At 60.9% G+C, this 24,337-nt stretch carries 20 protein-coding genes; 13 read left to right on the top strand and 7 right to left on the bottom strand.

Annotated features, from left to right (window positions below; all coding sequences use genetic code 11):
* Window positions 1-182 precede the first annotated feature (182 nt).
* From ABD53_RS03340 to ABD53_RS03325, 4 genes are all read left to right on the top strand, one after another.
* Entirely contained in the window at window positions 183-1,148 is a 966-nt protein-coding gene (locus ABD53_RS03340; RefSeq protein ID WP_084709248.1) for a sulfotransferase domain-containing protein, read from the top strand.
* Between the two features lie 275 nt (window positions 1,149-1,423).
* Complete coding sequence (locus ABD53_RS15635) at window positions 1,424-2,983, top strand: calcium-binding protein (protein ID WP_160309612.1); 1,560 nt, start codon at window positions 1,424-1,426, stop codon at window positions 2,981-2,983.
* Window positions 2,984-3,279: 296 nt separating this feature from the next.
* Entirely contained in the window at window positions 3,280-4,113 is an 834-nt protein-coding gene (rfbD, locus tag ABD53_RS16390) for a dTDP-4-dehydrorhamnose reductase (RefSeq protein WP_047864318.1), read from the top strand.
* Window positions 4,114-4,195: 82 nt separating this feature from the next.
* Window positions 4,196-5,230: a class I SAM-dependent methyltransferase gene (locus ABD53_RS03325; protein WP_084709246.1), complete on the top strand. Its 1,035-nt coding sequence runs from the start codon at window positions 4,196-4,198 to the stop codon at window positions 5,228-5,230.
* A gap of 38 nt (window positions 5,231-5,268) precedes the next feature.
* Here the strand turns inward: ABD53_RS03325 and ABD53_RS03320 are convergent, their stop codons facing one another.
* Window positions 5,269-6,384 (bottom strand): sulfotransferase, encoded by a 1,116-nt coding sequence (locus tag ABD53_RS03320; protein WP_047864316.1) that lies wholly within the window; start codon window positions 6,382-6,384, stop codon window positions 5,269-5,271.
* 278 nt (window positions 6,385-6,662) lie between these two features.
* On the opposite strand from ABD53_RS03320, the gene ABD53_RS03315 reads away from it, so the two are divergent.
* Window positions 6,663-7,712: a sulfotransferase family protein gene (locus ABD53_RS03315; RefSeq protein ID WP_047864315.1), complete on the top strand. Its 1,050-nt coding sequence runs from the start codon at window positions 6,663-6,665 to the stop codon at window positions 7,710-7,712.
* Between the two features lie 21 nt (window positions 7,713-7,733).
* On the opposite strand, the gene ABD53_RS03310 is transcribed toward ABD53_RS03315, so the two are convergent.
* Both ABD53_RS03310 and ABD53_RS03305 read right to left on the bottom strand, forming a co-directional pair.
* Window positions 7,734-8,786 carry a DUF4915 domain-containing protein gene (locus ABD53_RS03310; RefSeq protein WP_152670551.1) on the bottom strand — a complete coding sequence of 351 codons (1,053 nt, stop codon included), beginning with the start codon at window positions 8,784-8,786 and terminating at the stop codon, window positions 7,734-7,736.
* A 21-nt stretch (window positions 8,787-8,807) separates the two neighbouring features.
* Window positions 8,808-9,653 (bottom strand): class I SAM-dependent methyltransferase, encoded by an 846-nt coding sequence (locus ABD53_RS03305; protein WP_047864313.1) that lies wholly within the window; start codon window positions 9,651-9,653, stop codon window positions 8,808-8,810.
* A 313-nt stretch (window positions 9,654-9,966) separates the two neighbouring features.
* Between ABD53_RS03305 and ABD53_RS03300 the strand changes: the two genes are divergently transcribed.
* On the top strand, window positions 9,967-10,995 hold the full coding sequence (locus ABD53_RS03300; protein WP_160309611.1) for a sulfotransferase family protein: 1,029 nt from the start codon (window positions 9,967-9,969) through the stop codon (window positions 10,993-10,995).
* A 72-nt stretch (window positions 10,996-11,067) separates the two neighbouring features.
* Window positions 11,068-12,387 carry a nucleotide sugar dehydrogenase gene (locus ABD53_RS03295; RefSeq protein ID WP_047864311.1) on the top strand — a complete coding sequence of 440 codons (1,320 nt, stop codon included), beginning with the start codon at window positions 11,068-11,070 and terminating at the stop codon, window positions 12,385-12,387.
* A gap of 5 nt (window positions 12,388-12,392) precedes the next feature.
* On the opposite strand, the gene ABD53_RS03290 is transcribed toward ABD53_RS03295, so the two are convergent.
* From ABD53_RS03290 to ABD53_RS03275, 4 genes are all read right to left on the bottom strand, one after another.
* The gene (locus tag ABD53_RS03290) at window positions 12,393-13,757 is read right to left on the bottom strand and encodes an ABC transporter ATP-binding protein (protein WP_053057622.1); all 1,365 of its coding nucleotides are present in this window, start codon (window positions 13,755-13,757) and stop codon (window positions 12,393-12,395) included.
* Window positions 13,757-14,608, bottom strand: coding sequence for an ABC transporter permease (locus ABD53_RS03285; RefSeq protein WP_084709242.1), 852 nt, complete (start codon window positions 14,606-14,608; stop codon window positions 13,757-13,759). Before ABD53_RS03285 ends, ABD53_RS03290 begins: the two co-directional genes overlap by 1 nt.
* Before the next feature lie 87 nt (window positions 14,609-14,695).
* On the bottom strand, window positions 14,696-15,616 hold the full coding sequence (locus ABD53_RS16385; protein WP_084709241.1) for an N-acetylmuramoyl-L-alanine amidase: 921 nt from the start codon (window positions 15,614-15,616) through the stop codon (window positions 14,696-14,698).
* A 50-nt stretch (window positions 15,617-15,666) separates the two neighbouring features.
* Window positions 15,667-16,401: a hypothetical protein gene (locus ABD53_RS03275; RefSeq protein WP_047864309.1), complete on the bottom strand. Its 735-nt coding sequence runs from the start codon at window positions 16,399-16,401 to the stop codon at window positions 15,667-15,669.
* 231 nt (window positions 16,402-16,632) lie between these two features.
* On the opposite strand from ABD53_RS03275, the gene rfbB reads away from it, so the two are divergent.
* The 6 genes from rfbB to ABD53_RS03245 all read left to right on the top strand — a co-directional run bounded on the left by rfbB (window position 16,633) and on the right by ABD53_RS03245 (window position 24,329).
* On the top strand, window positions 16,633-17,616 hold the full coding sequence (gene rfbB / locus ABD53_RS03270; RefSeq protein ID WP_047864308.1) for a dTDP-glucose 4,6-dehydratase: 984 nt from the start codon (window positions 16,633-16,635) through the stop codon (window positions 17,614-17,616).
* Between the two features lie 499 nt (window positions 17,617-18,115).
* Window positions 18,116-18,397, top strand: coding sequence for an FmdB family zinc ribbon protein (locus ABD53_RS17890; RefSeq protein WP_160309610.1), 282 nt, complete (start codon window positions 18,116-18,118; stop codon window positions 18,395-18,397).
* 21 nt (window positions 18,398-18,418) lie between these two features.
* A complete protein-coding gene (fmdA, locus tag ABD53_RS03265) occupies window positions 18,419-19,657 on the top strand; it encodes a formamidase (RefSeq protein WP_047864307.1) in 1,239 nt (412 codons plus the stop codon).
* A 773-nt stretch (window positions 19,658-20,430) separates the two neighbouring features.
* Window positions 20,431-21,312, top strand: coding sequence for an NAD-dependent epimerase/dehydratase family protein (locus ABD53_RS03255; RefSeq protein ID WP_047864305.1), 882 nt, complete (start codon window positions 20,431-20,433; stop codon window positions 21,310-21,312).
* 7 nt (window positions 21,313-21,319) lie between these two features.
* Entirely contained in the window at window positions 21,320-22,315 is a 996-nt protein-coding gene (locus ABD53_RS03250) for an MraY family glycosyltransferase (protein WP_047864304.1), read from the top strand.
* 79 nt (window positions 22,316-22,394) lie between these two features.
* Window positions 22,395-24,329 (top strand): polysaccharide biosynthesis protein, encoded by a 1,935-nt coding sequence (locus tag ABD53_RS03245; protein ID WP_160309609.1) that lies wholly within the window; start codon window positions 22,395-22,397, stop codon window positions 24,327-24,329.
* Window positions 24,330-24,337 lie beyond the last annotated feature (8 nt).

Raw genomic sequence — 24,337 nt, 5'->3', positions numbered from 1 at the left:
GTAATCCGAAACCAGTTTAGGTGAGCTATGCGCGCCGCGCATAGCTCATTACTCTAACCTAATACTTTGCAGCCACACAAAGATTCGGGCTACCTAGAGTTTTCTCCTAATCTACAATTAGGCTGTCTCGCTACATGCTTTAGCGTTCAGATACTCTTTCTGGGCTCCGTTACACTGCACGCATGAGGATGCTCAAGAACGCTCTCGAAGAGGCAAAGTTCAGGATCAGTTCTGCGTGCCGCGCCCGAGAACTCGATCAGGAACTCGAATCACTACGAGTCAGCCTACAGCAGCGCGATTCTCATATCCGCAGGCTAGAGGGCACGGAACGTGTGGACCCAGGGAAGATAGTGTGGATTCTAGGAGCTCCGAGGACGGGCAGCACGTGGCTCGGGAGAATGCTCTCTCACCCTAAAGGGAGACATCTGTGGCGCGAGCCCTTGCTTGGAAGAGTGCTCGGACTGCGTTCCAGCATCGTGAATCAGGGATATTTGACGAACGAGCGGTTCGTTCTCGGAGACTCACACAAGGATATCTGGCTCTCTCACTACAGGCGTATGCTCTTAGAGGTGACCTCCACTCACCTGCCAGAGATAGATACAGAAGACTACCTCATAGCAAAAGAGCCGAATGCCGGAGACGGCGCATCGCTCTTGCTTGAAGCTTTCACCGAGAGCCGGGCGATCTTCCTCTACCGTGACCCGCGGGATGTGGTGGCCTCTCTTATGGACGCCGCAGCGCCGGGTAGTTGGTATCCATACGAAAGGTTTGAATGGTCAGAGAGCGCGAATCCCAAAACACTGGCAGAGAGCTGGGTTCACAGTATCTCGGCGGCGAAGGAAGCATACCAGGCACATCCGGGTCCCAAGGTAACGATGAGCTACGAGAGACTTCGAGAGCGCCCCGAAGAGTCTCTAGCGTTCGTGCAGGAGACGCTGAAGTTGCCGAATGACGAGAGTGAAAGGCGGGCGGCGATACAGGCAACCTCTTGGGAAGCATTGCGCGAGGATCAGAAAGGTACGGGAAAGTTCCACCGCAAAGGTATAGCTGGCGGCTGGGAGGAAGATCTTACAGAAGAGCAAGTAGAGCTTGTAGAGGCAGCGGCCGGTTTGCTTATGCGGGAGCTTGGTTACAAGCCAAGAGGGTAATCCGGATCAGCCCGTAGCACGGCTCGCACGAGTAGACGAAGGCCCGATCTGCTCCATACCTCAGATTCTACGTGATCCCATGATAATGCCGCGCTCATAGACCATACATCTAGCGTGGTTTTGGATATGTCATTTGATGGTACTCTCTTTACTGGAACTAGCAAGATGTGTTGCTCTGGCTAGCCTGTTAAGTCGAGTCGAAATTATAAGTTTAAGACTGCCCGGCTTCCGAATTGCTGGAAGTAGATGTTCCCCGTATAACAGGAGGTTTGAAGTTGGGAAAGTTGACATTAGTGACGTTGGCTTTATTCGCAACGACCTTACTAGCTGCAACTCCGGCTCTGGCACAGAATGGACCTACTACCGCCCCGGATCTTTTGAAAGTAGACAACTTCCGCACCGTCGGGGACGTAAACGGAGACGGGTTTACCGACACTGCTGTAGACTTTACCTTTGATCAGCCCGCCGACTTACAGGGCGGACCCGGAAACTTCCAACTAGTCCCTATAGACGCCTCTGAGTTCCAGAATCAGGAGCTCGACGGTATCGGAGAGCCGTTGGCCGGGGACGGCACTGAGACGATTACCATCGCTTTTACGGACAAGTCGAGTGAGTCTAGCAAGGTAGACCCCAGCAAGCTCGCCCGCGGCTACGTCGATCCGGGTACGGTACAGCTTGCTAGCTCGCAGGACGGCAAAGTAAACCCTCTTGAGTCGGCGGACATTAGCAATCAGGGAAACAGTGGCAAGCCGGATCTGGTCCAGGTCGTCCGGGGTAACGAGGTCGGTAACTTCCTGGTCTACGAGTTCGACGAGGAGATCACCGAGATAGGCGACACCAGCGGCTTCAACATTTACTTTGCGGACAGCACCGAGAGCAGCAACGTGAGTAGCGCGAACATACTAACGGGCGACCCCACGCGCGTGAGGGTTACCTTCGGAAGTGGCACCAACGTCGAGAATGCGGTCGGCGCCTCGATAGAGGCAAACGCCGTGGTTGGTGCCGGAGGTGGCTCGGGACCTCCCCAGTCACAGGACAAGAACCGATCCGACGAAGTCCTGGTGGCCGCGCCCGACTGTACGGTAGTCGGGACTCCATATGATGAGAGGCTCCAGGGAACCACTGGCGACGACGTGATCTGTGGTCTTGAAGGCGTCGACCGGATAAAGGGCCTTGGCGGAGACGACACCATCAGGGGTAGCTTCGGTAACGACACTCTCCGGGGCAATGCGGGTGAAGACCGGCTTGATGGCGGCACCGGCGATGACAACCTCGGCGGTGGCGACGGAGACGACAAGGTCGTCGGTCAGGATGGAGACGACCTGGTATACGGTCAGGATGGTAACGACCTCCTTCGGGGTAAAGAAGGCGAAGATCGAGTGGTCGGCGGTCTCGGCAACGACAACCTCGGTGGTGGGAGCGATAGGGACAGGATCTTTGGGCAAGAAGGTGATGATGACCTTTATGGTCAGGATGGTAACGACACTCTAAGGGGCGGTGCAGGAGCTGATCGGCTCTTCGGCGGCGCTGGTACAGACAATCTTGGCGGCGGCACCGGCGGCGACAAACTCCTGGGGAGTGTAGGAGATGACGTGCTCTATGGGCGTCAAGGAGAGGATGTCCTCCGGGGTGGCTCCGGCGACGACCGGCTTGTAGGCGGGGCCGACAACGACAACCTTGCCGGTAGAGCTGGCAGCGACCGTCACATTGGTAAAGGAGGTAGCGATTACCTGAGAAGCAAGGACGGAGTACGAGGTAACGACTTCATAAACGGCGGAGCCGGACGGGACGATTGCGTGGCGGACCCCAGAGATGGAACCACAAACTGCCCGTAGCTTTTGATCAAGTAACTCAAAGTCAGATCGCCCGATAGAGCAGTCTTAAAGAACAGGACGGGGCACAGAGGCCGTATAAAGCACCACGACTTATGGAGGGCCTCGTGTCTCGTCTGGACTGCGTTCTACTTTTGAAGACTCGTAGAGATTGTCTCCCTCTGGGCTCCAGGACGATAGCCCTGGCGCTTTATGTACTGGCTATCCGGGTATCAGTTCATTCAATGAGGGGTCATCGCATCAGCCGTCGTAGTCTTCCGGTAACCTTGCCTGACTGATGATCTAGTAGAGGGAGTTCCATGAGAGTGCTAATTGCAGGCTCTGGAGGACAGCTTGGCAGCGAGTTGGGGGAGCAGCTTTCCCAAAGAGGGCATGAGGTAATCGCGCTGGATCACGGAGGACTCGACGTAGCCAACGCTATGGCCGTCGAGCGAGTCTTATACGAACAACAACCAGATCTAATAGTCAACGCCGCAGCCTATACAGATGTAGACGGCTGCGAAACCGAGACAGAAACTGCATACTGGATCAACGCTCTGGGACCTCGCAATCTGGCTCAATATGGTGAGCGACTGGGCTGCGAAATCCTCCATGTTAGTACGAACTACGTATTCGACGGACTCTCCGAACACCCCTATAGTCCAGGCGATCTACCAAACCCGATAAGCGTGTACGGACGTACGAAGCTTGCCGGAGAGGAGTACGTAAAGACCCTATCGAACCGTTGGTACGTCGTGCGCTCCGCCGGGGTCTACGGTGAGGGGCGTAATTTTGTGAGGACCATGCTCCGTGTCGGCGCGGAGCGTGACTCTCTGAAGGTTAAAGACGATGAGTTTATCGCACCGACCTACGCCAGGGACCTGGGCGAAGGTATAGCGGAAGTAATAGAGGGCGGACTGTATGGTACGTACCACGTAACGAACGCAGGATCATGCTCTTGGTATGAGTTCGCTCAGGAAATCTTCCACCTCTCGGGCATCGAGGTCGAGGTAGAGCCCGTACCTGGATCGGAGTACCCGCTACCTGCTCCGAGACCCGCTAACGGACTACTCTCTTCCCTCGGCAGCCCAGAACTTCGCCACTGGCACGAGGCGCTTATCGAGTATCTCGGGAGATCCGGGCCACGCAAGTGAGCGCAAAACCGATTGGCTCGGTCTTTTATGGTTCCCCTTAGCCTTGGTGTACCGTTACGAACCATAATGCTAGGATTGCGGAATGCCTACTTACGATACCCACACGATATTCAACATAGCCCGCGGATTAAAAGCATTTCTGAGTCTGCGAACTGGTATTACTCGCGGCGAGGTACGAAACCCGGATGATACCCTTTTGCACAACCAAACTCTCAAACAGCAGATTGCAGAGCGGGACCAGAGGCTCCAGCGACTCAAACAGCAGGTCGCAGAGCGGGATCAACGTCTCCAACGCCTCAAGGAGCAACTGAAGCAGCGGGATCAGCGCATAGAGCAACTGAAGACCTCTGGTAAGGAAAAGTCTGGCAAGGAGAACACTGCAGGCTCAAAAAAGGCCCCCGGCCAACCTGGCAGGATACTGTACAACGGTATCGCACTACCGCCCAAAAACATCCGGCCCTGCGGCAAGAACCTCCAAGAAGACGAGTTCTACCTCTCTTCTGCCAAGAAGGAGGCGGATCATCTGGTGCGGAATCTCGGCCTGACAGCAGAGAGTGCGCTGCTTGATGTCGGATCGGGACCTGGAAGGCTCGCAATAGGGATACTCGAGAATGTCGGTGAGATCCGGGAGTATCGCGGCATGGACGTCAGCGAAAGGTCAATCCGTTGGGGCCAGCACTATGTAACCACTCGCAGCCCGAACTTCCAGTTCCTCCACGTAAATGCCGAGAATACTCGCTATAATCCACAGGGTGAGGCGATAGACGAAAAGTTTGAACTCCCTTTCAAGGACGGCGAGTTCGACATCATCTGTGTTTACTCGGTGTTTAGTCACATGCTCACGGAAGATGTAAGAGCATACCTGAAGGAGTTTCAGAGAATACTCCAACCCGGAGGTCGCGTATTCCTCACGGCTTTCCTGGAGGAGGGCGTCCCGGACGTTACCGAGAACCCGGAGGACTACAAAGGCAAAGACTGGAGCGGGCCGCTACACTGCGTCCGCTACAATAAAGACTTCTTCGAGGGGCTGCTGGAAGAGAACGGGTTCCAGCTAGACGGCTTCGACTCCGAAAGAGTAGGTTTCCAGCGCCGCGTGTACGTTTCTAGAAAAGACTAGCCACGGCAATTCTTCCCTGAGCCAACTTGCTAACTACTCTATCTCTCATAACCAAGCCTTGTCAGCAGGTCTCCGGCTTCCTCCTCGAAGATTTCACGGTCTCTTTCGGTAAAGACGTTCTTCCAGTCTCCGGCTATGCCCTTGCGGAAGAACGACGTTGCGTCTTCCTCGCCCGGCTTCCGGCCCCTGGATAGCTTCTCGAAGCTGGTCTTTTCGACGCACTGCTTGACGGTTTTCTCGTCGGATTTGGCTCCTAGGAGAGATAACAGGCGCTTCGTCTCTTCCTCGGGACGCTCTAGCAGATCCTCGTAGCGGACCTCGGTGTAGTTGTCGCCTAGCAAGGCCGGACCGTCCTCCGACGCGCGGCCCACGAAGTTTCTCCAAGCCCTGGCTCTGCCTCGCAGGTTGTCTTCGGAGAACATGCTCGTGGAGCTAGGGTCCTGACGATACGCCTCACGTCTCCTGGTAGCGTCCGGCGTCATTCTGAGGCTGCCGCCCTGGTCAGTTGCTTTGTTCCACTGATGATGTACCGCCGAGACGGTAACGTCCCTACCGTCCCGTACTATGTGGACGACCTTCGCATCTGGGTAGACTTCCGCAATATCCCGGACGAACTCCGGGGTGAGTAGCGGTGTCTTGTCTCCGACTATTCTCTTGCCGGACTCCGCGAGCTTCTGTTCCAGGAAGTAATCCGCCGCCGCGCGGGTGACCCCGGCGAGGTGCTCTTCCAGATCTCCTCCCCGGCTCCACACCGAGCGCTCGATCCAGTATCTCAGATACTCCGATTCCCGGATAGCGCCGTAGAGCGATCTCGGTGGGACGCCTACCTGCTCGCTTTTTAGATCCTCCCTTTTCCAGTCGCGTCCGAAGAACCGGCCTTCGCCCCTGCACAGTATGTCGGGGTGGGCGTCGAAGATCCTCATCAACCACGAGGTACCCGACTTGCCCCTCCCAACGACGAAGAACGCCGGAGCCTCGGAGCCGTCGTTGCCCAAGGAGGAGGATGCAGCTTTTCCTCCGTCTTTGAGCTGGGCGCGCAGGCTCTTGATCTCACGGTCTCTATGCCTTATCTGCTCATCCTTGGCCCGCAGCCGCTCGCGGGTTCGCTGTAACTCCTGCTCCTCTGCAATATTTCCTTGAGAGTCTTTATCCAAGAGGGGGAGCTGTTCCCGGGTAGCGCCAAATCTCAGATTCAAAAACACCTTTAGTTGACGGAAGAGCTGAAGGCTAGTTGAAGTCTCGAAATCGGGCATCTGTAAAACCTTTCAAGGGCTTTCAAGGGGCATGCGAGCCACAAAAGTCTACCAGCGGCGGACCCTGATTTTCAGCTCCAGCCGAACCTCCATCGTGCCTGGTGTCGGGTAGCGGGAACGTCAGGTAACATGTGCGCTGCAACCGACAGAGACCAGCACCGACGCGCGAGGTACAAAAGATGCCGCTCTTTGAGCACTTCTCATCAATGGAGATAGCCAGAAATCTAAAGGCCTTCCTGAGGCTCGAAGCCGGGGTGACTCGCGACGGAACGCCCCGGGCAAACAGCCGCCCGGATCAGAGCCGCGAGATCGAGCGTCTTCGCGGGGAGCTGGCAAGAAGAGGCGGAGAAAAGCCTGCTCTGGGCGGAGGCCCTGGCGGAGGACCGAGGCCGGAGAACATCGTCTGGATCTTCAGCAGCGGCCGATCCGGCACCACCTGGGTCAGGGACATGATGCGTGACCTGCCCGGTCACTGGGCCTGGGAAGAGCCTCGTGTCGGCAGCTTCGTCGGCAACTTCTACAACAACTCGGGACCAAACCAGCTCAAGGCGCGGAACTTCATCCTCAGCGAGACGCATCGCGGCGTGTGGATGAAAGCCATCCGCAGCCTCGTGCTCGACGGCGCGGCGGCGAGGTTCCCTGATATGGGTCCTGAGGACTACCTCGTTATAAAAGAACCGAATGGCTCCGAGGGCGCGCCGCTGCTAATGGAAGCCTTGCCGGAGAGCCGGATGCTGTTTATAGTGCGGGACCCCCGGGACGTCGTCTCCTCTACCCTCGACGGAGCGAGAGAGGGTAACTGGCTGTACGAGAGGAACAACAAGGGCAACTGGCGGAGTGCGCGCAAGGCCGATACCGAGCCGGACGAGTTCATAAAAGGCCCGGCCAGACGCTATCAGGAGAAGGTGAGTAAGGCCAAGGAAGCCTACGACGCCCACGAGGGACGCAAGGCGTTCGTAAGGTACGAGGAGCTGAACGCCGATGCCCTGGGCTCCATGAAGCGCATCTACTCCGAGCTAGGTCTGTACGTGGACGAGCGGAAGCTGGAGCAGGTCGTCAAGAAGCACTCCTGGGAAAACATACCCGACAAGAAGAAGGGCGACGGCAAGTTCTACCGCAAGGCGAGCCCGGGGGGATGGAAGGAGGATCTCACTCCGCAGCAGGTGGAGACGGTGGAGAAGATAACCGCCCCCCTGATCGAGGAGTACTACACGAGATCCACTAGCTAGGCGGTTCCGCTCTATCCTCGTCTAGTGCGGCCTGCGCGAGGGCGATGGGATGGGTAGCAGGTCGTAGATTTCATCCCTGTGTGTGGAGAAGTCAACGATTCTCTCGGCTGTCACGCCGTTCTTGTATCGCTTCCACAGAGAACACTCCCCGCTCGTCTTGCGTGAGACGCCAGTCTCCTCCCCGGTCGAGAGCGAATGAGTCCGGCGCTTTGAGGAGCCTGCGAACAGCTCATGATCATCCAGCGCGAAGCCGCGCAGGTAGGTGGTTGGGAAGTCAAACTCCTTCTGAGCTTCGCCCGCCGTGTTCATGCACAAAATCTGATTGGTCTGGGACGAGCAGGTCCAGATTCTCTCGCCCTCGGAGAGCATCGAGTGGGGGTGGAGTATCCCGTCGGCAAGCACCTCCTCGCGCTCCGCATTGTAGATGAAGCCTCTGCCGGTCTCCGCCCAGCTCCGGCCTCTTTTGCGGCCTATACCGCTCACACACAACTCGCCGCTTACGAAGCCCAAGCCGTTTATATGGCTCTCGTCCTCCCTACCCGTGGAGCCAGGGAGCGTCCAGTGCCTCTCCAGCCTCCAGGTGCCGCGTCTCTCCGGCACCGCTCTGTATATGGAGTCTTCTAGGCTTACCGAGAAGTAGATGCACTTTCCATCGGAGGTGGCGGAGTGTACGCCCGCCGGGACCGGGGTCCGCGAGAGGACCGTCCAATCATAGGGATCGAAAAGGGCGAACTCCGCTACCCTGGCGCTAGCCCTGTAGGCAGCGCAGACCAGATCACCATACCAGCACAACGCCCGTCCGCCGTGGTTTGGTGGTCCACTGTTCGTATTTGCGCCATCCAGGCTGAGCCACTCATACGAGGGGCCTGAGGTATCTAGCAAGTCCACCACCGCCATAGGCGACCTGCGGCTGCGAGGCATGTTGCAGAAGCTCACCAGTAGAGCTTCTACCGTACCATCCACCACACGGTCAGAAGACCGCAGACTCTGGTCTTTGTCTCGGAAGATTCCTTTCACCGTGTCGAACATGCCGCGCATTATAGGATGTCTAAAGTGGAGAACTTCAGTCTCCAAAATACGCACAGCTCCCCCGCTTTACGGATAGCAGACGTAGAAAGTCCTATACTTGCGGCGTGGAGGCCTCACCGGAGCTACTAGCGAGAAGCCCGCGTCGCGGGCCATCTTTATGAGCGAATCCTCCGTGGGCCAAAATGATTGGGCGTTACCCCAGGAAGCAGCGAGCCTCGTCTTGCGTTCCTCCTCCGTTTCACCCGGCTCCTTGTAGTACTCGCCTCTATAACCGTTCTCGGTGGCCCCTTGGTTGAGGCCGACCCTGGTGTCGAGGATCGTTAGCGTACCGGCGCACCTTTTGAGGAGGTCCATCTGGGCGGGCTGTTCGAGATGGTAGAGTAGCCCGAGCACAGAGATGCAGTCGAAGTCGTCTTTGTCAAAGGAGAACTCCCGCACGTCGCCCTGGAGCCACTCTATGTTCTGATCTGCACTAGTGGGCATCCTCTCGGTTCTCGCGTCAACCGCCGTAACCTTCCAGCCCAGGCTCGCGGCGGCAAGTGAGAACTTACCGTGGCCGCACCCCAAGTCGAGCAACCTGCCCTCTGGCAGAGGAGAAAGAAGGGTCTTGAATGTCTCAACTCTATCCTGTTCTGGATCAGGGCTCTCTAGCCGGAAACGCTGGCGCTTGAAATTCTGAAGTTGCTTTCTAGTGTCAGCGAGAACTTTCTCTGCGTCTTCTGCCCTGGATTTGAGCTTACCAGTCTCTGCGGTTAACGTAGCTTCGCGTCTCTCGGATGCTTCTCGTCGCTTACGCTCTGCTTCGAGGCGCATGTAGCTAGAAGAGGCAGTCTTTGAAAGTCCCACTTCCACGTTTGCGAAAGCGATCAACTTTCCAAAGCGTCCGTCGTTATTCCACTCGAACACCGGCATTTTAGCCCTCCACAAACAGCACACTGACAAATAACGACCACAAAAAAGGCTAACAGAAGTTCATAAAAGACTCGAACGGGCTTGCGGAGCCATAAGCCCGTGTTTGGAGTCATGCGAGTCACACTCTGTGGGTAACCAGGTTCCTGATACCTACTCGTCGGCCGGGGCCTCCGTATGCTGTATCGTGAGCGATTGGTTAGACTACCGGGCTGGTGCATGTTACGCGGTATGTCTTCTTGTTCTACCAGTAGACGGAGAGCGGGAGAAGGATGATACGCTTCAGGTTACCGCACGGAGACTTTTGGAGGCTGACTTGAACATCTTATTCGTCGCGGGACCGGGCCGGAGCGGTACGACGGCGTTCGCCAACTATCTCAATCAGCATCCAAGGCTCTTGATCTGCCGTGAGCGTTATAAGTTCCTGCAGCCCGAGATCACACCGGATCTATTCAGCTTCGATAGGATACTGGACTACAGAGAGGGCGAGACGAACCTGCCCAAAAGCTATCACGAGGAGCTGCTCGCCGGTAAGAGCCCGGACGAGCTAGCTTGGATCGGTGATAAGACCCCGTCCTACGTCAGAAACCTGGGGAAGCTGCATAAGAACAATCCTGGCTCCCGCTTTATAGTGCTCTACCGGCCTATAGAGGAGGTTGCGGAGTCGTACGATGCGAGGTCCAAGAACCCGGAGGATGCCTGGCTCGGGGGTAAGAACGGCTTCGAGCTAGGGGTACGGGACTGGAACATCGCCATGAAGAAGACCCGGCAGTTCGTGGAGGGGCCGCGAGATCCCGAGCTGCTCATCATCAGCTACCATGATTTCTTTTCCCGCAGCGAGTCCTGCATACCGCTCGTGTCCAGGTTTCTGGAGATCGAGTTCGATGATGAGGTCCGGCGAGCCTGGGAGAAGATGTCACGCTCCTTCGAGAACCGCCGTCGGCGGAAGGAGCCCCTGAGCCAGGAGCAAGCGCGCTACATCCAGGAGAACAAGGACCACGAGACGGAAGCCTGGGTGCTGGACCGCATCCAGCGCCAGTGGGACGATCCGGAGTTGCCTTTCAGGAGCACGCTGCCCGCCCAACAGGAACATCAGGGTAAAACGGAGGCGGGCACGGAGCAGACCACCTCACAGAAAGCGGCTCCCAGGGGCCCGAACCCGCAGCAGCTCAAGCAGCGGATCGTCACGCTGGAGCAGAGCCTCGAAAAGGAGCAAGATAAGACTCAGTATCTTGAGGCTCGCTTGAGAAGCCTTGAGATTCAGGTAAAGGAGATGAGAGGCTCCACGGGCTCCAGGCTTCTCAAAAGACTGGATAGCCTACGCGGTCGGTTGTTGGACAGGTAGCTCGGCGGGTAGCTGTCGCCGTAGAAGTTTCTCGTCGTTTCTCGTCGCTTTTCATTGTTGGAGGTTCCTGATATGTCCGACGCCCGTAACGCTCATAATATACGGACTGTAGAAACCGTAGGTATCGTAGGGCTTGGCTACGTGGGTTTGCCACTCGCCGCGACTTTCGCAGAGGCCGGTCTCTCCGTCGTGGGCGTGGATAATAGCGCGAGCAAGGTAGAGGCCCTGAACGCGGGTGAGTCGTACGTACAGGACGTATCGTCGGCGATGTTGTTAGATCTCGTTTCAAGCAGAAAGGCGAGGTTCTCGCAGGAATACGAGCCTTTACAGGAGGCGGAAGCGGTCCTTATATGTCTGCCGACACCGCTCGATGAGTATCGGGAGCCGGACCTCTCGATAGTCGTGGCCGGGGTAGAGGAGATCTCGGCTAACCTGCGTCCGGGCGCGCTCGTCGTGCTGGAGAGCACCACCTATCCCGGCACGACGCGGGAGGTGGTACAGCCCATTCTGGAACAGAATGGAAGACGCGAGATAGGAGACGATTTCCATCTGGCCTTTAGCCCCGAGCGGGTGGACCCGGGGAATATCGGCTACAACATCAAGAGCACGCCGAAGGTCGTGGGGGGCGTAACGGAAGGCTGCGCGGCGCTTGCGGAGGAGCTATACGCCAGGGTGGTAAACGAAGTTCACGTGGTCTCCAGCCCCGAGAGTGCGGAGATGTCCAAGCTGCTCGAGAACGTGTTCAGGGGGGTGAACATAGCCCTGGTAAACGAGCTCGCCATCCTCTGCCACAGGATGGGCATAGACGTGTGGGAGGTCGTGGACGCGGCCAAGACCAAGCCGTTCGGGTTCATGCCCTTCTATCCCGGCCCCGGGCTCGGCGGGCACTGCATCCCGGTAGACCCTTTCTATCTTTCCTGGCGCGCCCGCGCCTTCGACATGAGCACCGAGTTCATAGAGCTCGCCGGCCGGACCAACGTGAACATGCCCTACTACGCCGAGAGCCGCGTCACGTCGGCCCTGAACGCCGAGAAGAAGCCCGTGAACGGCAGCCGGATATTGATGCTCGGGGTCAGCTACAAGCCGAACGTCGGGGACCTCAGAGAGAGCCCGTCTCTAAAAATACTCGAACTGCTCGCCAGGGACGGCGCGGACGTCGCCTACCACGACCCGTACGTACCAGAGCTCCCGGATAACGGCCTGGAGTCCGTCGAGCTAACCGAGGGCCAGATAGAGGAGGCTGACTGCGTGGTGATAGCCACGGACCACAAGGTGGTGGATCTGGAGCCCGTGGTCGCCCGGGCGAGCAAGATCGTAGACCTGCGGAACGCCGTGCGTAATCGGCTCGGCGCGCATTCCCTGGAGGACCTTGAGAATGTGGAGATACTCTAGGTATTCTAGGTGCTCTGGGCCGACCGGCTGGAGTGCTCCACGTTCCCGGGCTCCTCTTCACTGTCCGGGCTGTGGAGCCTGGCCTGTGTCGCCAGATGTACCAGGCCCTTTATAGTCCCCCTTTCGGGGCGGGAGATCTTGAACGCCGCCGCCACGTCTACCCAGTCCAGATACACGTTGTCGCCGCCGGATGGGGATAGGGAGGCGGTTACACTGTACGGGCCGGGTTGCAGGGGAACCTCGAAGACGAAGTCAACGATCACCCGCTCGCCCCGCTCCCGCTTGCGCAGCGGGACCCCTTCCTGCTTCGTGTTCGTGGTGAAGATGTCGAGCCCGGTCCTGTTCCTGAGCGTGATGCCGAACACGCTGCCGCTGAACGTCTCCTCGTACTGCAGGTGCGCCCGGACGGTAACGCTCTCCCCGGCCCGGATCTCGTCTACGGGTTCCCCTTCCCGGTCCAGCACCTCCACCCCAGCGATGCGTCCCTCGCCCGTGCCGTGTCGCAGGCTGGCCCTCGCCCCTCGGGAAAGCTCTGGGTCCTCCTTGAAGTCCGGTTCCTCTTCGCCGAGTACCTCGGACTCCTCGTCCAGCTCGACGCCATAGTCCCAGCCGGAGCCCTCCTTCTTGGCCCGGTTACCCGCCTCCCTGCCGGAGAGTAGGGCCTGGTAGCGGTCGGCGGTCTCGCTGGTGCCGCCCCGGGCCACGATCTCGCCCTGGTGCAGCAGGACGGCCTCGGTGCAGAAGTTCCTAACCATGCCCATGCTGTGGGAGACGAAGAGGATGGTCGTGCCCCGGTCTCTGAGGTTCCGCATCTTCTGCAGGCCGACCTGCTTGAAGATCGCATCCCCGACGGAAAGAGTCTCGTCCAGGATCAGTATGTCCGGCTCGACGTTTACCGCCACGGCGAACCCGAGCCGGGCGCGCATCCCGCTGGAGTACGTCTTTACCGGACGGTCCATGAACTTCCCGAGGTCTGCGAACTCCTCGATCTCGTCGAAGCGCCGGAGCATCTCTTCCCGCCCTATGCCCAGGATCAGGCCATTGAGCAGCACGTTCTCCCGGCCCGTGAACTCGTTGTTGAACCCGGCCCCGAGCTGTAACAGCACCAGCCGCCCGTTTACCTCGACGCTGCCCTCGGTCGGGGTCAGGACACCGGAGACTATCTTTAGCAGCGTGCTCTTTCCGGCCCCATTGCGGCCCAGGATGCCCAGCGTGGTCCCCGGCTCTATCTCCAGATCAATGTCCTTTAGAGCCACGAACTCGTCGCCGTAGCTCTTACGGCCCAGGGTCAGAATCTCTTTTACCCGGGCCTGGGGGCTAGAGTAGATCCGGTACCGCTTGGAGACGCCTTTGAGAGAGATCGCGGACATCAGATCAGGTCCGCAAACCGCTTCTTGGAGCGGACGAACAGCCAGAACCCGACCACCAGGAGCACTACCGCGACCCCCGACCACCACAGGGCGGGCGCGAGCGCCGGCAGCTCGCCGGTTAGCACCAGGTCCCGGTACGACATCACCACGAAGGCTATCGGGTTGTAATCTACTACGAAGCCGTAGCCTCTATCGTAGGCGAGCGAGGCGGGCCAGATGATCGGGGTCAAGAAGAACATCGCCCGCGTCGTGGCATTGGTTACCTGTCCGAGGTCCGGCAGGTACGCGCCGAGCACCGAAATCAGGTAGCCGAGACCCAGGGTAAACACGAGCTGGAGCGCCATGATCGCGGGCAACAGCACGAGCGTCCAGTGTAGCTCTCTTTCGAGCGCGAAGACCACGGAGACCAGCACGATCAACCCCGAGCTCTGGGTTATGAAGTTCGTCAGGACTGTGCTCAGAGGCAATATCTCTACCGGAAAGACGACCCTCTGCACCAAATTCGAGTTGCTCTTTATGGTCTTCACCGACTGGTTGATCGAACCGGCGAACGCCAGGAACGGGATGAGCCCACAGTACAGGTACAGCCCGAAGTTCGCGACCCCTTGGCCCTCGACCTCCCTGAACCTTATCCCGACGATCTCGGAGAAGACCAGCGAGTACAGCGCGATCATCAACAGCGGCGTGAGCACTATCCACAGAAAGCCCAGGAAGCTCTTCCTATAGGTACTCGACAGGTCGCGCTGAATAAAGTAGAAGATCAGCCAACGATTGTCGTAGAGCCTTGTAAGCGCCTCTGGGACAGCTCTGAGCGGTCTCCGTTTAGCTTCAGGGGCATTAGTGACGGCCAAGAAGGTTCCTTACGCAGACGATGTCGATATGGCACGTCTAGTCTACAACACCTATCTTTAGCTTGTCCGTCAAGGGTGCAGGTAAGTCTATGCTTTCTTTACCATAACCGCGTCCGCTATAATATAGCCTGATGACTTGCTTCTCCTGTCTATCCTTACCCACCAACCGTCTCCTGCCCGCATGTGAAATTTGCCGAGCCCCACCCATCTTCCGCCGTTTCTGCGTTGACTGCGCAGCCTAGGTACCCAGCCGTTGGAGGTCCGGACTAGAAATCTCGTGCGCCCATTGTACCCGCTGTCAGCTGGCCACCACGCCCAAATTTTGTACACTCCTGTACTTGGTATTTTTATCTTGAACATTGCTCTATCAGCGTTCCAGCTCCGTACGGGTTTCGCGAACCTATAGTCACGACCTCGCCTCTGTGAGCTATAGTGACTGCCACGCCAATTCCTGGATGCTCTGAAACGTTGGGAACGGTTATCCACGATTTGGCGATAGGTATTGCTTCTGCTACCAGCGTACTTCCTCACGAGACTCATGTACCGGCCCCAGTCCCAGTGGCGGCCGGGGTCAGTGTGGCTTGCGCCGGGGACCTCGTTGTGGCCGACTATGTGGTTGCGGTCTATCGGGATGTTGTACTTGTCGCACAGGTGCGCGGTTAGCCTGGCAGAAGAGCGGTACATTGCGCCGGTGAACCAGGCCGGGTTGCTCACGTACCCTTCATGCTCGATGCCGATGCTGGTCTTGTTATAGGTCCAGTTACCGGCGTGGTAGGCGATATCATTTTCCTGTACGGATTGTCCGATAAAGCCGTCGTTGGATCGGACGGTATAGTGTGCCGAGACCCCGGCTCGTCCATCCCTGAACCAGTTTATCGCGCTCGACCAGGAGCCCTGGGTTACGTGTATAACGACCCTGCTTATCTGTGAGCGGCCCCGGCGCGCGTTAGAGTAGTTGTTGCCGTGTGCACCGTACCACCTTGCCCTACCGTAATCTGGTCTCGCCATTACCTAACCCCCAAGCGTTTTGAGCCGTCGTTCAAGTTCCCGCTGGTCGTCTATTCGGGCTGGAGCCGTATTTGCTCCCCGAACTCTGTCTTGCCGGAGGCTCCGGTCTTCAGGGTCTCCGAGACTTGTTCCTCGTAAATGTTGCCTCCGCCAACCCCTGCTGGCGCCGGGGCCTCTTCTTCGACTCCGAGTGCTCTGAAGGCTCCGCGTCCGGAGGTCGCCTGTACCCAGCCTTTCAGCTCCTCGCGGCCCAGTTTTCCCTGCTTGCGGGCCTTCTCCGGCTCCCGGCGCTCGATAGTGGGCCGACCTTGCTTCTTCTGGGATTCCGCCAGAAGCGCCGCGCCGCCCCGGATATTCGACTTCCGGTCGGTCTTCAGCTTTTCCTCGGAGATGCCGGTGAGCTGTGCGGCCTCGGAAAGGGTGTCCGTGGAGGGGTTCCTTACCAGGGCCATGATCCCGTACCCGCCCCAGCGGCCGGTCTCACCATCCTCGTAGTCGCTGGCGTCCGGCGGCGGCATTTCCCAGCGGGTGTTGACGTAGCCCATTGCGCTTAGGACCCCGACCGGCACGCCGAACTCCTCCGCCGCGTCCTCGAACTCCTGCTTTAGCTCCGAGTCCGGTTCCTTTGGGCCCTGGGCGAAGGCGGTGGATTGTCCGAGCGCCCCGAGAGTGAGGGCACTAAACACGCCGGTGGCGCCTATCTTTAGAAAGTGCCGCCGCGCGAAGTCCCGACCGGCGATACTCTGGGATGTCCGAGACGCGTCGTCGTATGTCTCTGGTTGCATCTTTCCCCCTCCGAGGAGTGTCTTCCGCTAGCACATGTTATTCGTATTGCTGTTGTCGTGCATCCTCCGGGGGAACTTTAGCCTCCGGGAAAAGTTTTCTGTGTAACCATTCCATGTTTCACAGAGGCCGCCGGAATACGGGTGTTGAGTCCGTATTGCTCCGATGCTTGAATACCGTTCGTATACCTTGCGGATTTCGTGGATGCTACGGATGGAGGCTCTTTGAGTCGGTTGAGGCGGGTTCTGGTTACGGGTGGGTGCGGGTTTATAGGGTGCAACTTCCTGCGGCAGGTGGTACCCGGTCGTCCCGAGACCGAGTGGATAAACCTGGACGCCCTGACCTACGCGGGCCGTCTGGAGAACACCGAGGACTTCGCCGGCGCGGAGAACTACAGATTCGTCCACGGTGCGATACAGGATAAAGAGCTCGTGGACGGGCTGGTCTCCGAAGGGGTGGACGCGATGGTGAACTTCGCCGCCGAGAGCCACGTGGACCGCAGCATCGCCGGTCCCGAGGTCTTTACCGCGACCAACGTGATGGGTACTCAGAACTTGCTGGAGGCTGCCCGGCGGCACGGGGTGGAGAGCTTCGTGCAGGTCTCCACCGACGAGGTGTACGGTTCGCTAGCTCCGGAGGAGCCGGCTTTCACCGAGGAAAGTCGCATAGAGCCGAACTCGCCGTACTCGGCCTCCAAGGCCTCGGCGGATCTCCTGTGCCGCGCCTACCACGAGACCTACGGGATGCCGATCACGGTCACCCGCTGCTCCAACAACTACGGTCCCTACCAGTACCCGGAGAAGCTAATACCCTCGTTTATCCGGCACGCGCTGGCCGATAGGCCCGTGCCGCTGTACGGCGACGGGATGAACGTGCGGGACTGGCTGCACGTCGAGGATCACTGCCGCGCCATCGCGCTGGTGCTGGATCGGGGCGAGCCCGGTCGCATCTACAACGTCGGCGGCGACAACGAGCGGACCAACCTGGAGATAACGGAGCTCATCCTGGAGCATCTCGGCAAATCTTGGGATCTCATCTCCTTCGTCACCGACCGTCTAGGCCACGACCGGCGCTACGCCATAGACTCGGCGCGCATACAGACCGAGCTCGGCTGGCGGCCCGAGCACACCTTCGAGACGGGTATCCGCCAGACCATTGACTGGTACACGGAGAACCTGGACTGGGCCTCGCGGGTGATGTCCGAAGCGGCCGGCTGAGGTGCGGCGCCGCAGCTAGAAAGCGAACCGAGGGCAGCGCCGGCCAGAGGGTCTGCGGACCGGATCGCAGCCGGACTCGCTTTCTGTTCCGTCTCTCGCGGAGCTTACTCGGAGCGCGCTGCGCCTTCTCACACGCCGGATCGGCCCTTCCGCTGCAAAAAGCGCATCGGTTTCCACGGGTTACCGCCACGCATAGAGTGGAACCGTGGCCGTCTCGCTAGCGCCCGATCAGGGAGCGAACCAGAGTTGTGGGGGCAGTGCGGACTTATTCCCGGAGATGATGAGCGTAGCCTATTGTGGGTGTTGTAGGTGGCTTCTGGGGTATGCCACAGAGCGTCTTACGTAAGGTGCAAATATAAGGTGTAGACGTAGTCTGCGATATTTGACCCCGTCTTCTGGTTACGTTTATGATGTTTGAAACGTCCAAAGTAGGATGTACGGTGGCTGACGGTGTTGGGGTAATGAGGATGCTCTACCAAAAGCTGTTTGGCGGATACTAGTGGCGCTGTACGATTATTATTGCGAGGATTGCGGGGCTTTTGAGCTTCGCCGGCCCATCGGGAGTGCGGGCCCGCATGAGAGCTGTCCGTCCTGCGGGAGCCTCGCGGAGCGCGTATATAGTCCCCCCGCCGTGACCTCGCCCAGGTCGGACGTGAACCGTGCCAGAGAGGCCGCCGACCGCAGCGCGCACGAGCCGCGCGTACTCAACGGGGCTCCACCACGCGGCGTGGGGCGTCCGCGCTCTACCAACCCGCTGCACGGCAGGTTGCCCAGACCCTGAACCACCGAGGAGGAGATACGAATGCCCGAGGTTCTGTTTAGTTTCGACCAGTCGAAGTCGTTCTTCGAGCAGCGGGTGGCTCCCCACAACCGCTGGCATCCGGACGTTCCGCCCGTTGCCACCGTATCGCCGGGCTCGGAGTTCAGGCTGGAGTGCCGCGAGTGGTTCGACGGGCTGGTACACAACGACGACTCGGCCGACGACATCCGCAACCTCGATCTCTCCATCGTCCACCCGCTCAGCGGTCCTATCTCCGTGGAGGGCGCGGAGCCCGGCGACCTGCTCGTGGTGGACATCCTGGACCTCGGGCCGGTGCCGCAGGAGAGCGGGCCGGTGGCGGGCCAGGGCTGGGGATACACGGGCGTCTTCGCCAGGGACAACGGCGGCGGGTTCCTGACCGACCACTTCCCGGACGCCCACAAGGCGGTGTGGGACTTCCACGGCCAGAAGGCCACCTCGCGTCATTTGCCCGGCGTGGGCTTTACCGGTATTACGCACCCCGGCCTGATCGGGACCGCGCCCTCTCACGACCTGCTCGGTAACTGGAACCGGCGCGAGGCCGAGCTCATAGCCACCGACCCGGACGCGGTGCCCCCGCTCGCGCTGCCACCAGAGCCAAATAACGCCCTGCTCGGCCACATGGAAGAGGAGCAGGCCGAGCAGGCGGCCCGGGAGGCCGCACGCACCGCCCCGCCGCGCGAGAACGGCGGCAACCAGGACATCAAGAACCTCACACGCGGGGCCAGGATCTTCATGCCGGTCTTCGTCGAGGGCGGAAAGCTCTCCGCCGGAGATCTGCACTTCTCGCAGGGGGACGGTGAGATCACGTTCTGCGGAGCCATCGAGATGGGCGGCTACCTGGACCTGGGCGTGGATTTGATCAAGGGCGGGATGGAAGCCTACGGCGTGACGAACAACCCCGTGTTCTTCCCGGGCAACGTCGAGCCGCGCTACAGCGAGTTCCTGACCTTCGTCGGCATCTCGGTTACCGAGGAGGGCCAGCAGCGCCACCTCGACTCGCAGCTCGCCTACAAGCGCGCCTGCCTGAACGCCATCGAGTACCTGACCAAGTTCGGCTACTCGCCCGAGCAGGCCTACCTGCTGCTGGGCGCCGCGCCCATCGAGGGCCGCTTCAGCGGCGTCGTGGACGTGCCGAACTCCTGCGCCACGCTCTACCTGCCCACCGAGATCTTCGACTTCGACATCCGCCCCTCGGCGGGCGGGCCGCAGCGGGCCGAGCGGGGGAGCGCCGCGAGCTGAGAGCCCGAAACCGCCGGTGAAGCGGCAACCAAGCGGCGTCGTGCCGAGAGGCGGAGGCCCCAACGGTCTCCGGCCCGTCGCGGGCCCATCCGCCTTGGCCCTGGTGGCGGCGTATAAAACATGGCTACTCTGACGCCGCCCGGACCGGCGGGAGCCGCGAGAGGCTCGATTAGCGGGCGCTTGGCCGGTTCACGGGCCCTGTGGAGCGCAGGGACGGCGCGTAGACGCCGGATGAGACCGGCGCCGGGTGGGCGTGAGCCTTTCCTATCCCGCGCGGCGCACCGCCTCCAGAGCTAGTAGAGTTGGACCATGACGCGCGTGTCGTGGGACGATGGAGGTGGCCCGGAGTCTTTGCCGGAGCGGCCCAGAGAGGCATTATCGGAGACGGCCGCCGTCTACCGCGGGAGCCTCTGGACGGAGTGCGAGCGGGCGGCGGGCGATCTCGACCTCGCCGTGTACGCGGGGGCCCTTCCGGTGTCTGAAACCTGGCATGCGGCGCAGGGTCTCACCTCTGAGCTGGCTCCAGATATGGCGGGGGCGTGGCTCCCCCTGGACCTCTCCTGCTGTATGCGGTCCGTGGTGGGATTCTGCAATGTAGCCTTACATGACTTAGGCGACTTATACGGCTACCAGCGCTTCCGCCTCGAAAACGTAAGGAGTGTTCTGGAGAGACATCTGGATGACTCCCGAAAGTTCTCTTCGGTGATGATCGAGCGCGGAGGCCGGGGGATGAGACCGGTGCCCGCGTCAGGCGAGCCTGCGCCTCCTCGACGATGAGCCGAATACTCCTCACCGGGGCGACCGGGCTGCTCGGAGGGGCGCTCATCGAGGCCTTGATCCCGGCAGGTCACGAGGTCCGCTGCCTGCTGCGCAACGGTAGCCCGAACAGCCACCGGCTGGACCCGGCGGAGGTAGAGATAGCAATCGGAGACGCGGACGACGCGGAGGCCGTCTCTCGCGCGGCATCCGGCGTGGACGCCGTAATCCACGCCGCCGGTATCGAGTACGCGCCGCCGCTGGTGGAGGGGATGCGGCGCGCCGGGGCGGGACGGCTCGTAGCGGTGAGCAGCACCAGTGCCCACTCGGCCTACGAGACTCGCTCCGGGCCCAAGCTCTCTATGGAGGCCGTCGTGCGGAAGAGCGGGCTCTCTTGGACCGTGGTTCGTCCGACCATGATCTACGGCTCCGAGCGGGACAAGAACATGCGCCGCCTGCTGCGCTTTCTGGACCGCTCCTTGGTGTTCCCGGTCTTCGGGTCCGGAGACAACCTGTGGCAGCCGGTGTACCACGAGGACCTCGCCCAGGGCATTCTGGCCGCCCTCGAAAACCCCGCCGCCGTGGGGGAGACCTACGACCTGCCCGGCGCGGCTTCCCTGGGCTACGGGGAGCTCGTGCGGACCGCGGCCCGTGCGCTGGAACGCGAGGTGCGGTTGTTGAGCATCCCGCTGCAGCCGGTGTACCGGGCCTCACGGCTGGCCGAGCGCGCCGGGCTGCGGCTGCCGGTTGGCTCCGATCAGGTCCAGCGCCTGCGGGAGGACAAGGCGTATCCTTACGAGAAGGCCCGGAGGGAGCTCGGCTACGCCCCCCGCACCTTCGAGGAGGGGATACAGCTTGAGGTGGAGCGGTTGCGGATGCTCGGGATGCTGAGGGGCTGAGCGCCGGTTGGACGGGGCTCTGACCATAGCGGGTGTCGCATTCCTCGTCTCGGCGGCGCTGGTGCCGCTCGTGGTGCGGTTCGCGGTCGGGAGGCAGATGCTCGACATGCCGAACCTGCGGAGCTCCCACGAGGTGCCCACGCCCCGGCTCGGCGGCATCGCCATCGTCTGCGGAGCCTGGCTCGGTATGGTGGCCGGTGCCGCCGTCCACGGCGCCGCCCACCCGCCGGCGCTGTGGCCGCTCTTGGTTGCCGCGACTGTGGTCGGGCTGGCCGGGCTCGCCGACGACCTCGCGGGACTCGGTCTCGGTCCCCGCGCCGGGGTGCAGACGCTGGCCGCGCTCTCGCTTCTCGTGTACCTCCCGCCGCCGATACTGGCGCAGTCGGCCGGTATCGCGCGGTACGCCTTGCTGGCGCTAGCCGTTTTCTGGGTGGTGGGGCTCGTCAACGCCTTCAACTTCATGGACGGGATAGACGGGATCGTCAGCGGGGTGGCGCTCGTGAACCTGGCATTTCTGATCGTGATCGTCGGCGGCTCCGGCGTGTTCTTCGCGCTGGCGGGCGGCGTGGCGGGGTTCCTGCTGTGGAACACGAGCCCGGCTTCCATCTTTCTGGGGGACGTGGGGAGCTACTTCGTGGGCTTCGCGCTGGCGGCGGGGGTGCTGTATCTGCCGGCGCCGGAGGCGGGTGCCCCTCTCGGCGTCGTGGTGTGCGCGGCGGTGTTCGCGCCGTTCTTGCTGGACACGGCTTATACCCTGATCTCACGCGCAAGGGCCGGCAAGAACGTCCTCTCCGCCCACCGCGAACACATCTACCAGCGGATAACCCCCACGGGCGCGATGCACCGGCGCACGAGCGCCCTGTACTACGGGGCGAGCGTGGCGTCCGGGCTGGCCGCGCTGCTGATGCTCGGCGGGCAGGTAGTCCTCGGCCTGGCCGTGATCTCACTGGTCTGCGCGGGGCTCCTGAGCCTGCCCCGGGCCTTCGGAGCGGCTCGGAGCTAGAGATGGTGTTGGAGATGGAACTTGTCGCAAAACTTGCCGGAAAGGGGCAGACGGGTGACACTGTGAGCCTATGATGAGATTGCAGAGAGCGTTTCTCCAGGTGACCGAGCGTCTGCAGCGCGTGTTCCAGCGGTCGCCTCCCGGCATGCGGCGCGGGGCGGCGATGCTGGTGGACGTCGCCATAGTGGTGGAGTCATTCGCCATCGCGTTGCTCTTCCGCTTCAACGGCGACGTGCCGCCGGATTTCTGGGCCTCGTTCTGGCCCTTCGCCTTTCTGAGCGCCGCCATCTTCGTCGCGCTGTTGTACGAGAGCGGCGTGTACCAGAGCGTGCTGCGCTACACCGGGATCTACCAGGGCGTGCGCGTGGCGAGCGCGACCTCCATAGCCGCCGGGATCATCTTTATCGTGGACGTGATATTGGGTGTGATCTTCGACCTGCGCCCGTTCCCGCTCAGCGTGGTGATCGTGGGGGCGCTGCTGGCCTACTTACAGCTCGTCGCCGTCAGGCTGTACCCGCGCTTTTTCTACGAGCTCTCCTTGCGCGAGATCGGCACCCGCACCCGCACGGTCATCGTGGGTACCGAGGAGCCCGGCGTCGCCCTCGCCAGCCACATCTGGCGCTCGACGGCGCTGAACCTGCAGGTGGTCGGCTTCGTGAGCGAGTCGCCCGCCGAGAAGGGCCGCCGCATAGAGGGCGCGCCGGTGCTCGGCGGCCTCGAGGACCTGGGCTCCATCGTCCCCGAACATGACGTGCAGCAGGTCATCATCGCCACCCCCTACGCGGACTGGGACCAGATGAACGCCATCTGGCGGGTCTGCACCGAGGCTTCGGTCGAGGTCAAGATCATGCCCGACCTGGACGAGGTGCTCTCCGAAAACGCCTTCAGGCTGCGCGAGCTCCAGATCGAGGACCTCCTCGGCCGGGAGCCGGTCAACATAGACCTCGCCGCCCTCTCCGAGCACATAAGCGGCAAGCGGGTGCTCGTAACGGGCGCGGGCGGCAGCATCGGGCGGGAGCTTTCACGCCAGATCTCGCGCCTCGCCCCGGAGCATCTCACGCTCATGGACCGCGACGAGAGCGGCCTCTACTACCTCAGCCAGGACCTCGCCCGCGAGGGCTTCTCCGAGGCCGAGTATCAGGTGGGTGACGTGACCTCGCCGGAGGGGATGGAGGATACCTTCGAAGGATCTGCCCCCCAGGTGGTCTTCCACGCCGCCGCCTACAAGCACGTCCCGCTCATGGAGGAGCGAGTCGCCGAGGCCGTACTCAACAACGTCTTCGGCACCCTGAACGTCGCCCGGATGGCCGGGGAGCATGGGGCCGAGAAGTTCGTCAACGTCTCGACCGACAAGGCGGTAAACCCGGCCAACGTTATGGGCGCGACCAAACGGCTCTCCGAGATGCTGGTCCAGAGCCTCTCGCGCCTGTACCCGGCCACGATCTACGCCTCGGTCCGCTTCGGAAACGTGCTCGGCAGCCGGGGATCGGTCGTACCGACCTTCCGCCAGCAGATAGAGGCCGGCGGCCCGGTAACGGTAACCCACCCCGAGATGATCCGGTACTTCATGACCATCCCCGAGGCGGTTTCCCTCATCCTGCAGGCGAGCGCGATGGCCGACTCCTACGGCACCTACGTCCTCGAGATGGGCCGTCCCGTCTCCATAACGGACCTCGCCAGAAAGATGATCGAGATAATGGGCGCCAGCGGAGTACAGATAAAGTACACCGGACTCCGGCCCGGAGAGAAGCTCCGGGAAGAGCTCCTGGAGCAGAGCGAGCACCAGAACGATACGGACCACCCGATGGTGCTGCGCGTAAGCCCCGGCAAGGGTCCGGACGGAGATGGCCACAACGGCGACGGCGGCGACAGGTTCCTGCAACTGGTGAACGAGATGGTCGCCCGCGCCCGCTGCCACGACTCCGAAGGCACCGCCGAGCTCCTACGCTCCATCACCCCGAACTACACCAGCGCCGACCTCTCCGGCAACGTCCGTCGGGGAAGGTCGTCCTAACGGTCTAA

The sequence above is a fragment of the Rubrobacter aplysinae genome, from assembly GCF_001029505.1.
Lineage (GTDB): Bacteria > Actinomycetota > Rubrobacteria > Rubrobacterales > Rubrobacteraceae > Rubrobacter_A > Rubrobacter_A aplysinae.
The sequence above is the reverse complement of the archived record's forward strand: the minus strand, read 5'-3'. Positions and strand labels throughout refer to the sequence as shown.